Source organism: Noviherbaspirillum sp. L7-7A (assembly GCF_019052805.1).
GTDB lineage: Bacteria > Pseudomonadota > Gammaproteobacteria > Burkholderiales > Burkholderiaceae_D > Noviherbaspirillum_A.
Map to the genome: position 1 here is coordinate 3,397,942 of NZ_JAHQRJ010000001.1, position 12,170 is coordinate 3,410,111.

At 61.0% G+C, this 12,170-nt stretch carries 15 protein-coding genes; 10 read left to right on the forward strand and 5 right to left on the reverse strand.

The annotated features are described in order from the left end of the window. Positions 1–25 precede the first annotated feature (25 nt). Positions 26–577 carry a GNAT family N-acetyltransferase gene (locus KTQ42_RS15425; RefSeq protein WP_217346289.1) on the forward strand — a complete coding sequence of 184 codons (552 nt, stop codon included), beginning with the start codon at positions 26–28 and terminating at the stop codon, positions 575–577. Here KTQ42_RS15425 and KTQ42_RS15430 read toward each other — a convergent pair. The 3 genes from KTQ42_RS15430 to KTQ42_RS15440 all read right to left on the reverse strand — a co-directional run bounded on the left by KTQ42_RS15430 (position 555) and on the right by KTQ42_RS15440 (position 2,009). Continuing rightward, positions 555–980: a DUF1810 domain-containing protein gene (locus tag KTQ42_RS15430; protein ID WP_217346290.1), complete on the reverse strand. Its 426-nt coding sequence runs from the start codon at positions 978–980 to the stop codon at positions 555–557. The genes KTQ42_RS15425 and KTQ42_RS15430 overlap by 23 nt on opposite strands. 181 nt (positions 981–1,161) lie before the next feature. Then, a complete protein-coding gene (locus KTQ42_RS15435) occupies positions 1,162–1,785 on the reverse strand; it encodes a LysE family translocator (protein ID WP_217346291.1) in 624 nt (207 codons plus the stop codon). Next, positions 1,782–2,009, reverse strand: a complete 228-nt coding sequence (locus KTQ42_RS15440) for a DUF3820 family protein (RefSeq protein ID WP_217346292.1) — start codon at positions 2,007–2,009, stop codon at positions 1,782–1,784. The genes KTQ42_RS15435 and KTQ42_RS15440 overlap by 4 nt, the downstream gene beginning before the upstream one ends. Before the next feature lie 82 nt (positions 2,010–2,091). Here KTQ42_RS15440 and KTQ42_RS15445 point away from each other — a divergent pair, with 82 nt between their 5' ends. Further along, the gene (locus KTQ42_RS15445; protein ID WP_217346293.1) at positions 2,092–2,688 is read left to right on the forward strand and encodes a YigZ family protein; all 597 of its coding nucleotides are present in this window, start codon (positions 2,092–2,094) and stop codon (positions 2,686–2,688) included. Between the two features lie 10 nt (positions 2,689–2,698). Here the strand turns inward: KTQ42_RS15445 and KTQ42_RS15450 are convergent, their stop codons facing one another. Both KTQ42_RS15450 and KTQ42_RS15455 read right to left on the reverse strand, forming a co-directional pair. Beyond that, a complete protein-coding gene (locus KTQ42_RS15450) occupies positions 2,699–3,754 on the reverse strand; it encodes an alkene reductase (RefSeq protein ID WP_217346294.1) in 1,056 nt (351 codons plus the stop codon). A gap of 96 nt (positions 3,755–3,850) precedes the next feature. Continuing rightward, a complete protein-coding gene (locus KTQ42_RS15455) occupies positions 3,851–4,147 on the reverse strand; it encodes a helix-turn-helix transcriptional regulator (RefSeq protein ID WP_283093306.1) in 297 nt (98 codons plus the stop codon). 313 nt (positions 4,148–4,460) lie between these two features. Here KTQ42_RS15455 and KTQ42_RS15460 point away from each other — a divergent pair, with 313 nt between their 5' ends. From KTQ42_RS15460 to KTQ42_RS15495, 8 genes are all read left to right on the forward strand, one after another. Then, the gene (locus tag KTQ42_RS15460; protein ID WP_217346295.1) at positions 4,461–4,763 is read left to right on the forward strand and encodes a DUF4148 domain-containing protein; all 303 of its coding nucleotides are present in this window, start codon (positions 4,461–4,463) and stop codon (positions 4,761–4,763) included. 620 nt (positions 4,764–5,383) lie between these two features. Further along, the gene (locus KTQ42_RS15465) at positions 5,384–6,331 is read left to right on the forward strand and encodes an amino acid ABC transporter substrate-binding protein (RefSeq protein ID WP_217346296.1); all 948 of its coding nucleotides are present in this window, start codon (positions 5,384–5,386) and stop codon (positions 6,329–6,331) included. A 175-nt stretch (positions 6,332–6,506) separates the two neighbouring features. Further along, entirely contained in the window at positions 6,507–7,256 is a 750-nt protein-coding gene (locus KTQ42_RS15470; protein ID WP_217346297.1) for an amino acid ABC transporter permease, read from the forward strand. Between the two features lies 1 nt (position 7,257). Beyond that, positions 7,258–7,950, forward strand: coding sequence for an ABC transporter permease subunit (locus KTQ42_RS15475; protein WP_217346298.1), 693 nt, complete (start codon positions 7,258–7,260; stop codon positions 7,948–7,950). Positions 7,951–7,979: 29 nt separating this feature from the next. Continuing rightward, positions 7,980–8,705, forward strand: coding sequence for an amino acid ABC transporter ATP-binding protein (locus KTQ42_RS15480; RefSeq protein ID WP_217346299.1), 726 nt, complete (start codon positions 7,980–7,982; stop codon positions 8,703–8,705). An 89-nt stretch (positions 8,706–8,794) separates the two neighbouring features. Continuing rightward, positions 8,795–10,066: a glycerate kinase gene (locus KTQ42_RS15485; RefSeq protein ID WP_217346300.1), complete on the forward strand. Its 1,272-nt coding sequence runs from the start codon at positions 8,795–8,797 to the stop codon at positions 10,064–10,066. 28 nt (positions 10,067–10,094) lie between these two features. Beyond that, positions 10,095–11,138 carry a dihydroorotase gene (gene pyrC, locus KTQ42_RS15490; RefSeq protein WP_217346301.1) on the forward strand — a complete coding sequence of 348 codons (1,044 nt, stop codon included), beginning with the start codon at positions 10,095–10,097 and terminating at the stop codon, positions 11,136–11,138. Between the two features lie 35 nt (positions 11,139–11,173). After that, complete coding sequence (locus KTQ42_RS15495; RefSeq protein WP_217346302.1) at positions 11,174–11,983, forward strand: DUF3025 domain-containing protein; 810 nt, start codon at positions 11,174–11,176, stop codon at positions 11,981–11,983. Positions 11,984–12,170: the final 187 nt, after the last annotated feature.

Sequence of the window (12,170 nt, forward strand, 5' to 3'; positions counted from 1 at the left end):
GGAGCCTGATTCAAGGAGCCCATCGATGGAGCAGGTGATTATCCAGACAGCACGACTGCGCCTGCGCCCCTGGCGCCCCGAAGACAGGGCGCCATTCCAGGCACTCAATGCCGATCCCCGAGTTATGGCGTTTTTTCCGTCCATTCTGTCGGCCGCAGAGAGTGATGCCCTGGCAGAGCGCTGCCAGGGCCTGATCGAGCAGCAGGGCTGGGGCTTTTGGGCGGTGGAGTGCAAAGCAACGCAGGCATTCATCGGCTTACTCGGCCTGCATGCGCAACCGCAGGCGTTACCGTTTTCTCCCTGTGTCGAAATTGGCTGGCGGCTGGCCCATGACTGCTGGGGACGGGGGTATGCCAGCGAAGGCGCAACCGCGGCCTTGCGCTTTGGCTTCGACAGGCTGGGTCTGGGAGAAATCGTCGCTTTCACCGCTGTTGGCAACCTGCGCTCACGCGCGGTGATGGCGCGCATCGGCATGCGCGAGGATAGCGCAGCAGGTTTTGGCCATCCATCCCTGCCGGCCGGCCATCCGCTGCATCGCCACTGCCTCTACCGCATCAGCGCAACAGCGCCAGCGTAGCCTGGTCTTCCACGCCGGCGAAATACTTGCGCAGGCAGGCCGCGAATACCGGCTCGTCGGGGTCTGCCCGGCCAAACAGCGTCAGGCAGGACCTGAACTTCACGTCGTCCGGGTGTCCGAATATCTGGCAGGCGCTGCGGCCCCTGACTTCATGAATGATCTGGCAGGCTTCGCGCAGCCGCGGCCCGAGCACCGGATGGGCCAGGTAGGCGCGGGCTTCGTCGAGGGACGCAATGCCATAGCGATGCGCCATTTCGCTCCTGCCCAGGCCGCGCAGCTGCGGGAAGAAAAACCACATCCAGTGGCTGGACTTGCGGCCGGCGCGCATTTCAGCCTTGACGCGCTGCCGCAGTGGTTCCTGGGCATCGACGAAGCGTTGCAACTCAAATGGGTCATGGTCCATAGGCTCTCCAATGAAGGACCGCTGATGCCAGTCCCAATCCATCACGTCCCAAATGAAACCGATGGATTTTTTCGCCTGGCAAGGCGGGCGAGGAGTCAATAGCCCGGCTATTGACGACAATCCCAACGCAGCCAGGCGGAAAAAGACGTGGTTCCATGGGGCGTGATGGTTGGGACCGGCATTAGTGCCGCAGCGCCGCCATCAGTGCCCCGAAGCCGACGAAAACCCCGCCGGTCACCCGGTTGAACAGGCGCAGCACCCTGGCACGGCGCAGGTAGACCGCTATGCGCTGGCCGCCGGCCGCATAGGCCATGTACCAGCCGCCTTCGATCAGCGCAAACGTCAGCAGCAGGATCATGAACTGCGGCAGCCTGGGCGCCGACAGCGTGATGAATTGCGGCAGGAAGGCGGCCGCGAACAGGATGGCCTTGGGATTGCTGGCCGCCACCAGGAAGCCGCGCCGGAACAGGGCCGCGCCGCGCTCCGATGGCATGGCGGGCGCATCATCCGCCCTGGTCACCGCTGGCGCGCGCCAGCTTTTCACACCCAGGTAAACCAGATAGGCCGCGCCGATCCAGCGCAATGCATCGAACACGGCGGGCGAGGCCTGCAGCAGCGCGCCCAGGCCGGCTGCTGACAGGCCCATCATCAGCATCAGCGCCGTCATGCAGCCCGCCATGACCGCCAGCGCCTGCCTGATGCCGTGGCGGGCGCTGCTGCTCATGACCAGCAGCATGTTGGGGCCGGGCGTGCCGGAAACGACAAAGCTCATCATCACGAACAGCCACCAGGTGTGCAACGTCATGACAGGGTCCTGGCAGGGTCGCGCAGCGGCGAGAGCAAATGGCGCAGCGCATTGTGGTCGAGCTCGTACATCAGCGCCAGCAGACTGCCCAATTCTCCCCTGGGGAAACCCTCGCGGGCAAACCAGGCCAGGTAGTGGCCCGGCAGATCGGCCAGCATCCGTCCCTTGTATTTGCCAAAGGGCATTTCACGGCTGACCAGCAGTTGCAGGGTATCGGGCGTCATCGGGAAAAGGAAAGAAAGCGGTGGCCGATATAATAAGCGCTGTTCGGTCTGCCCAGCGCTGGTGGCCGTCAAAGGAAAAAACATGGCTGTCTACACACTGGTGCAGGCGGTGCACGCCGACATCGACATCCGCAAGAGCCGCTTCATCGCCATCGCCATGCCGGTCGACGGCCGCGACGCCGCCCAGCTGGCGATTGCCCGGCTGCGGGCCGGGCACCCGGCCGCTACGCATGTCTGCTGGGCCCTGCTGGCCGGCGGCCAGTCCGGCATGTCCGACGACGGCGAGCCTTCCGGCACGGCCGGGCGGCCCATCATGGAAGTGCTGCGTCATCACGAGCTGGACAATGTGCTGGGCGCGGTGGTGCGCTATTTCGGCGGCATCAAGCTGGGCGCCGGCGGCCTGGTGCGCGCCTACACCGACGCGATCGCCAGCGCGCTCAAGGACGCGCAGCGCATCGAGTACGTGGCCCAGGCCACACTGAGGGTGGAAATCGATTATCCCGAGGAAGCCAGGATCCGCCGCTGGATCGCCCGGCACGGCTACCTGCTGGAACACGGCAGCCACGGCGCGCAGGTGGAACTGGCGATACGCCTGCCGGCGGCCGAACTGCCGGCAGCGCGCCTGGCCCTGCGTGACCTTACCCAGGGCCAGGCGCGCATCACCGCGCCCGAAGGCTGACCGCCTCTGCTCAGGCCAGCGCCGGATAGTCGGTATAGCCTTCCGCGCCCGGGTGATAGAAGGTCTCCGGCTGCGGCTGGTTCAGCGGCGCATTGATCCTCAGCCGCTGCGGCAGGTCCGGGTTGGCGATGAAGAGCTGGCCAAAGGCCACCGCATCGGCTTCGCCCGAGGCAATCACCTGTTCGGCGCTGTCGCGGGTCATCTTTTCATTGGCGATATACACGCCGCCGAAAGCCTTCTTCAGCTGCGGGCCCAGCCGGTTCGGGCCGAGCGCCTCGCGTGCGCAGATGAAGGCAATGCCGCGCTTGCCCAGTTCGGTCGCCACATAGCCGAAGGTCTCGGCCGGATTGGTGTCGCCCATGTCATGCGCATCGCCACGCGGCGCCAGGTGCATCCCCACCCGCGACGCGCCCCATACCGCGATGCAGGCATCAGTCACTTCCAGCAGCAGGCGCGCCCGGTTTTCCACCGAACCGCCATAGGCATCGGTGCGCTTGTTGGTCTTGTCCTGCAGGAACTGGTCCAGCAGATAGCCATTCGCGCCATGGATTTCCACGCCATCGAAACCGGCGCGCCTGGCATTCTCCGCGCCCTTGCGGAAAGCCGCGACGATGCCCGGAATCTCCTCCGTGTCCAGCGCGCGCGGCGTTACATAGGCGCGCTTGGGGCGGACCAGGCTGACATGGCCTTGCGCCGCGATCGCACTCGGCGCCACCGGCAAGTCGCCGTCGAGGAAGACCGGGTCGGAAATCCGGCCCACATGCCACAGCTGCAGAAAGATCCGCCCGCCGGCCGCATGCACCGCATCCGTCACCATCTTCCAGCCCGCCACCTGCTCGTCGGACCAGATGCCCGGCGTATCGGCATAGCCCACGCCCTGCGGCGTGACCGCCGTGGCTTCGGACAGGATCAGGCCGGCCGAGGCGCGCTGCACATAGTATTGCGCCATCAGGGCATTCGGCACGCGGCCGCCGCCAATGGCGCGGGAGCGTGTCAGCGGCGCCATGATGACCCGGTTGGGCAGTTCAAGGTCGCCGACGCGGATGGGATCGAAGAGTTTGCTCATGAAAGATTCCTTTTTTAAGACGGCATTCAGGCCGGGGATGGAAAAGCAGGGGTTGAATACATGGCAGGGAAGCGACGCCTGGAAAAGCGGCAAGCCTTACAGCGCCCCGTCAAGCTGCGCGATGAAGCGGCCGATCAGGTCTTCATTGCGCTTGAAGAAGATCCACTGGCCGACCTTGTGCGAAGTAATCAGGCCGGCGCGCTGCAGCGTGGCCAGATGGGCCGATACGGTGGATTGGGAAAGTCCCGCGCGCTGATCGATCAGGCCAGCGCAGACACCGAGTTCAAGCGGATATTCCTGCATTGAGAAATGCGCCGACGGGTCCTTCAGCCAGGCCAGGATCTGGCGGCGGGTAGGATTGGCCAGCGCCTTGTGTATCGCATCCACATCCATTTCCAGCGTTCCGTCGGCAGCAGTCATTTCGCTTTTACCCAATGTATTTATCGAGATGTTTGAAACCATGTATCGGAATATGGCGATTTAAAAACCGTTTTCAAGTCTTTCTTTCTTCATTCCGCCGGGCAAGGATTGAACCGATTTTTGCAATAGTTCATTGCTTGGGATGCCATTTATTGCCGGGGCAGCGATCTGTAACATGCCTGTCATCGATCAGCGCCGTTTGCGCGATCCAGCCAGGCCGATCGTGGCGACCCAGGCAAATGCCCGAACCGCCAGATCAGCAGCCTCTACTTATTGGAGAAAAACCATGAACATCAAGAACATCATCGTCGCTACCGCCATCCTCGCTGCCGCAGGTTCGTCCTTTGCCCAGCAAACCGAATTCGTCGCTCCGGACGCCGGCTTCAAGTCCAGCCTGACCCGCGCCCAGGTGCGCCAGGAACTGGCCCAGGCCTATGCGCAAGGCGACGTCGTCCAGCGCCAGCATGACGGCCAGGACACCCAGTTTGCCGGCAGCACCCAGACCCGCGAACAGGTAAGGAAGGAAGCAGCCCGCGCCGCCCAGACCCGTCATGCAGGCGACGTCAACGATCTGTATTTCGGCGCATAAGCAGGCCAGCCCACTGCAGAGAGTCATAAAGAGAAGGACGTTGCCAGGCTTGATGCGATGAGCGCTGCCTTTTCCAAGGCGCGAACCATGTAAGTCCGTGGCAAATCCTTGAAGGCCCGGTCGACTTGATTGTCGACCGGGCCTTTTTTCGTTCAGGAGCCAGCCCTGTGTCACCCGGACACGACGCTGCTGGCGCAGCGTGGGCAAGCCCGGCAATGCGGCACCCGAGCGCCACCTGCCCATGTGGCCGTTACTCATGTATGGCTTGACGGATTCAGCCGTTACATGCGGACTACTGCATCAGGAGTACGCCACGCAACCCGGTCGAACCCGTGAAGGCATCCCGTTTCCAGCCGAAAGAAGCTCATTGGCGTCATTCAGCGCATGAAGTCCCTGAATCATCTCCCATGCGCCTGCCGGTATCCAGCAACAACTTCATTCTTCGATAACGTTACTTTTAATTAAAAGGTGTTCATGAATGTTAGTGTTTTTTTGCAAAACAAAATAATCAACAAACATTTTTCGCACAAATATACTGTTTGATACACTAGAGAAGCTTTTTGATAACGACAACACATCGAGTGTCGTGCTGCCTATCCATTTTGTGTTCAGGAGAATTCATGAAACTGCATGCCCTACTTACCGTGATGATCGGTGCCAGCCTGATCACGAGCGCCGTACACGCACAAGAGCTGACCGGCACGCTGAAGAAAATCAAAGACACCGGCACCATCACCCTTGGTGTACGTGACTCGTCCATTCCTTTCTCCTATCTGGACGACAAGCAGTCCTATCAGGGCTATTCGATCGATCTATGCATGAAGATCGTGACGGCGGTCCAGAAGCAGCTTGGACTGACTTCCCTGAACGTCAAGATGAACCCGGTGACATCGGCCACCCGGATTCCCCTGATGGCGAACGGCACGGTGGATCTGGAATGCGGCTCGACCACCAACAATCTCGAGCGCCAGAAGCAGGTCGCCTTTGCACCAACGACATTCGTCACGGCAAACCGTCTGCTCGCCAAGAAAGCGTCCAACATCAATACCCTGGACGACATGAAAGGCAAGAGCCTGGTTTCCACATCCGGCACCTCGAACCTCAAGCAGGTAACGGCCCTGAATGGCGAGCGCAATCTCGGCATGAACATCATGGCCGCCAAGGACCACGCGGAGGCCTTCCTGATGGTGGAAACCGGCCGCGCCGTCGCCTTCGCCATGGATGACATCCTGCTGGCTTCCCTGGCCGCCAGCTCCAAGGCGCCTAACGATTACGCCATTACCAAGGAAGCGCTGTCGGTGGAGCCATACGGCATCATGCTGCGCCGCGAAGATCCGCAGTTCAAGAAGGCTGTCGACACGGCCATCGAGAACGTGATGAAGTCGGGCGAAATCAACAAGATCTATGCGAAATGGTTCATGTCGCCGATCCCGCCCAAGAACATCAACCTCAATGTTCCGATGAGCGACCAGTTGAAGATGGTCATCGCCAAGCCGACCGATTCCGGTGATCCTGCGGCCTACGCAGACGTGCCGGACGCGCAAAAGAACGGCGCAAAAAAGAAATAATTCAGCACTGCTGAAAAGGACGGGAGGCTTTGGCCTCCCGTTTTTATTTGGGGCATGAAAATTGCTCGCTTGAATCAACTATTTTGTTGTAAGCTGCGCGGTTTTCCGTCGCTGCCATCCTGCACCTGCAGACCAACTATAAAATCGGCTTCTCGACCCGGATGAGGAAACCCCTATGAACTACAACTGGAACTGGCGCATCTTCTGGGAGCCCTCCCCGGACGGTGCCGGCACCTACATGGATACGCTATGGTCCGGCCTGATCTGGACCCTTGCCACCGCGCTGACCGCCTGGGTGATGGCGCTCCTGATTGGTGCCCTGATCGGCACGATCCGCACCACGCCCAACAAGCTGGCGGTTCGCCTTGCCAATGCCTATGTCGAACTGTTCCGCAATGTGCCCCTGCTGGTCCAGATGTTCCTCTGGTACTTCGTCATGCCCGAACTGGTGCCGCAAGGCCTGGGCAACTGGCTCAAAGCCCTGCCCAACGCGCCTTTCATCACCGCCGTGCTCTGCCTCGGTTTCTTCACCTCGTCACGGGTGGCAGTGCAGGTTTCCGCCGGCATCAACTCCCTGCCCCGCGGCCAGAAGCTGGCCGGCACCGCGCTCGGCCTGACCCTGCCGCAGACCTACCGCTACATCCTGCTGCCCATGGCCTTCCGGATCATCGTGCCGCCGCTGACCAGTGAATTCCTGAACATCATCAAGAACAGCGCCGTGGCGCTGACCATCGGCCTGATGGAGCTCACCGCGCGCGCCCGTTCCATGCAGGAGTTTTCATTCCAGGTCTTCGAGGCATTCACCGCCGCGACGCTGATCTACATCCTGGTCAACGTGGTCGTGGTGTTCCTGATGCGCTGGATAGAGCGCCGGGTTGCCGTGCCTGGCTTCATCAGCAGTTCCACCGGCGGCGGAGGTCACTGACATGTTTTCCAATTTCGACTTCGACGTCATCGAGCGTTCCTGGGTCTACCTGTTCAAGACCGGCATGGTCTTCACCCTGGAACTGACCGGCCTGGCGATGGTGGGCGGCATCATCATCGGCACGCTGCTGGCCATGATGCGGCTGTCCAAGTTCCGCACCCTGTCCATGGTGGCCACCGGCTATGTGAACCTGATCCGCTCCATCCCCCTGGTGCTGGTGATCTTCTGGTTCTACTTCCTGGTGCCCTATATCGGCGCATGGATCATCGGCGCCAAGGAGCCGATCATGGTCGGCGCCTTTTCCTCGTCGCTGATCACCTTCATCCTGTTCGAAGCAGCTTACTACTGCGAGATCATGCGCGCCGGCATCCAGTCGATACCGCGCGGCCAGGTGTCGGCCGGCTATGCGCTGGGCATGAACTACTGGCAAACCATGGGCCACGTGGTACTGCCACAGGCATTCCGCAACATGATCCCGGTGCTGCTGACGCAGACGATCGTGCTGTTCCAGGACGTGTCGCTGGTCTATGTGCTGTCGATCACCGATTTCGTCGGTGCCGCATCCAAGGTGGCGCAGCGCGATGGCCGTCTGGTGGAAATGTATCTGTTTGTCGCGCTTGTCTATTTCGTGCTTTGCTACGGCTTGTCCCTGCTGGTCAAGCGGCTGCAGCAACGGGTGGCGATCATACGCTGACCTTGTGAATTCAGAATCCAGGAGAAAACATGATAGAACTGAAAAACGTCAGCAAATGGTATGGGCAGTTCCAGGTCCTGACCGACTGCACCACCAGCGTGGCCAAGGGCGATGTGGTGGTAGTCTGCGGCCCGTCCGGCTCCGGCAAGTCCACGCTGATCAAGACCGTGAATGGACTCGAGCCTTTCCAGAAGGGCGACATCACGGTCGACGGCGTCTCCGTTGGCGATCCCAAGACCAACCTGTCCAAGCTGCGGGCGCGCATCGGCATGGTGTTCCAGAACTTCGAACTGTTCCCGCATCTCTCCATCCGTGAAAACCTGACCATCGGCCAGGTCAAGGTGCTGGGCCGCAGCGTTGCCGACGCCACCGAGCGCGGCCTGAAATATCTGGACCGGGTCGGCCTGATCGCCCAGAAGGACAAATTCCCCGGGCAGCTGTCAGGCGGCCAGCAGCAGCGCGTGGCCATCGCCCGCGCCCTGTCGATGGACCCGATCGCCATGCTGTTCGACGAGCCGACTTCCGCGCTCGACCCGGAAATGATCAATGAAGTGCTGGACGTGATGGTGGGCCTGGCCCAGGAAGGCATGACCATGATGGTGGTGACCCATGAAATGGGATTCGCCCGCAAAGTCGCCAATCGCGTGATCTTCATGGACAAGGGCGTGATCGTAGAGGATTGCACCAAGGACGAGTTCTTCGGCACCCCGCGTTCCGACCGCGCACGTGATTTTCTGGCAAAAATCATCCATTAAGCCTTTTGTGCGATTGACCGCAAGCCGCTTCAGCGACAAACTGAGGCGGTTTTTTTCGCACATCGCCCGGTCTGCCAATAAGGAATTTCATGGATTATCGAACACTCTTGATAGACAGCTTTCAAGCGGCAGTCGCTGCCGCCGATCCCTTGAAAATCATTGCCGCCCATCTCCCCCCGCCGCCCAAGGGACGCACCCTGGTCGTTGGCGCCGGCAAGGCCGCGGCCAGCATGGCGCGGGCGGTGGACCTGGCCTGGCCGCAGGATGCCGCACTGGACGGCATCGTGGTTACTCGCTACGCACATGCGATTCCGACCGAGCGCATCACCGTGGTGGAGGCCAGCCACCCGGTGCCGGACGATGAAGGCGAAAAGGCCGCTGCCGATATCCTGGCGCGGGTTGCTGCACTGGGACCGGATGACCGGCTGATCGCACTGGTATCCGGCGGCGGTTCCAGCCTGCTGTCGCTGCCCGTGGACAGCGTGCCGATGGCCGACCTGAAGTCGGTCACCAGGTCCCTGCTGAAATCGGGTGCGCCGATCACCGAAATGAACATCGTGCGCAAGCATTTGTCCCGGATACAGGGCGGCCGCCTGGCCGCTGCCTGCCGTGCTCCGGTCACCACACTGATCATCAGCGACGTCACCGGCGACGATCCCAGCGCGATTGCATCCGGCCCGACCTGCCCGGACGCAAGCACCTATGCCGATGCCATCGCAATCCTGCAGCGCTACGGCGTCGAGGCGCCGGACAGCGTGCTGGCGCATCTGGAGCGCGGCGCGTCCGGCCAGATCGACGAAACGCCCAAGCCGGGCGACGCCTTGTTCGAACGGGTCGACAACCGGGTTATCGCCACCGCGCGCCAGAGCCTGCAGGCAGGCGCCGAATTCTTTGCCGCGCAGGAGATCACGCCAGTCATCCTGGGCGACACCGTGACCGGCGAAGCGTCCGAAGTCGCCAAGGTCTATGCGGCAGTCGTACGTGAAATCCGGGCTTACCAGCAGCCGTTCAAGCCGCCCGTCGCGCTGATTTCGGGCGGCGAATGTACGGTCACAGTGCGTGGCAATGGACGGGGAGGGCGCTGCGCCGAATTTCTGGCATCGCTGGCGGCCGAAATGGACGGCATGCCCGATGTGTATGCGATTGCCGCCGATACCGATGGCATCGATGGCACCGAGGACAATGCCGGCGCGGTGCTGCTCCCGGACAGCAAGGCGCGCGCCGACCAATTGGCTATCAGCGCGCGCAAGATGCTGGCCAATAACGACGGCTACAGCTACTTTTCGGCCTTGGGCGATCTGGTCATTACGGGGCCGACGCTGACCAACGTGAACGATTACCGGGTGATTCTCGTGCTGTAAAATTGGCGCACTTTTCCTGGCGCCCATCATGCAAACATCACCCAACAGCATCACCATTACTCGTCCCGACGACTGGCATCTTCACCTGCGCGACGGCGCCACCATGGCCAGCGTGCTGCCGCATACCGCGCGGCAGTTCGCTCGCGCCATTGTGATGCCCAACCTGAAGCCGCCAGTCACGACCACCGCACAAGCCCTGGCTTACCGCGACCGTATCCTGGCGGCGCTGCCGTCAGGCATGGATTTCGAGCCCTTGATGACCTTGTACCTGACCGACAACACGGCGCCGGAAGAGATCCTGCGCGCCAAGGAAAGCGGTCTGATCCACGCCGTCAAGCTCTATCCCGCGGGCGCAACCACCAACTCGGACGCCGGCGTCACCGACCTGCGCAAATGCTACGGCGCGCTGGAGGCCATGCAGAAGGTCGGCATGCCGCTGCTGGTGCATGGCGAGGTCACCGATCAGGAAATCGATATTTTCGACCGGGAAGCGGTCTTCATTGACCGCGTGATGACGCCTTTGCGCAGCGATATGCCTGAACTGAAGGTCGTGTTCGAGCACATCACCACGCAGGACGCGGCGCATTATGTTCAGGAAGCTGGACAACATACCGCCGCAACCATTACCGCCCACCACCTGCTTTACAACCGTAACGAGATATTCAAAGGCGGCATCCGCCCGCACTACTATTGCCTGCCTGTCCTGAAGCGTGAAACCCATCGCAAGGCCCTGGTGCAGGCGGCAACTTCCGGCAGCGGCAAGTTTTTCCTGGGTACGGACTCGGCGCCGCATGCGCGCAATACCAAGGAGCATGCGTGTGGCTGCGCCGGTTGCTACACCGCACTGCATGCGATGGAGTTGTATGCCCAGGCATTCGATCGGGCCAACGCGCTCGACAAACTGGAAGGCTTCGCCAGCCTGCACGGCCCTGACTTCTACGGCCTGCCGCGCAATCACGGCACCATCACGCTGGTGCGTAAGTCCTGGACCCTGCCCAGCGAGTTGCCCATGGGAGAATCGACGGTCGTTCCGCTGAACGGCGGCGAAACCATGGACTGGGCAATGGCCTGAGCCGCAACGTCATCCAGCAATGAAACAATGAAGCGATGCCGGACGATTTCCTGAAACAAATCGACTGGCGTCGTCCTTGGCTTGCACCTCTGCAGCCGGTGGCGGAATTGGTCCTGCAGGCGCCAGCCTGGCGTGACGGACTGAATCAGCAGGCAACAATCCGCCATCTCAGAAATCATCTCTCGCTGCCGATCCAATTCGTGCCGCAGTCTGCCCTGCCGGAAGGCGTAGCCTATGAAAGCTTTATCAGCGCAACGGGATGCGTACCGACGCGGGATAACCTGCATGACTTCTTCAATGCGCTGGTCTGGCTGGCTTTTCCGCGTATCAAGGTGAGGCTGAATCAACTGCAGGCAGCCGAAATCGCCCGCCGCGCTTTGGTAGTCAAGCAAGCCCAGCAGGGACAACAGGTACGAGGCAGAGTCAGGGATGCGGCAACGATTTTCGACGAGAACGCCGTGCTGTTCCTGACATCAGATCCGTCCTTCTCTTCCTTTCTGCGTGCCCATCATTGGAAAGAGCTGTTCATTGAAAGCCGACAAGAGTTCGAAGAGCACTGCGCCGTGTATTTGTTTGGCCACGCACTGCTGGAGAAACTGGTCGATCCCTACAAGGCAATCACGGGACATGCCTGGATCCTCGAAACCAGTGAAGACGTTCTTGCCTTGCCGGAGCCGGCAAGACGTGAATGGCTGGACCAGGAAGTAGCTGGCGAATTGAAGGAAGGATTGAGCACGTCGGACTTTTCTCATCTCCCTGTACTCGGGGTACCTGGCTGGTGGCCTGCGCAGGATGAGGCATTTTATGCCGACAGCAGCGTATTTCGGCCAGCAAAGAAAAAGTAGTCTTCGACCCTCATGTGACCTCAGTCTACAGACTATGGAATCTGCAACAACGCCCTTTGCTCGAACGGGACGTGCTCATGTTAAAAAACAACGAGGTATAGGGCATCAAAACCGTTAGGCAAAAAAACAGGCCCACCGAAGTGAGCCTGAAATTCTTGCATTCAACAGACCATTAAAGCAGCCTGCT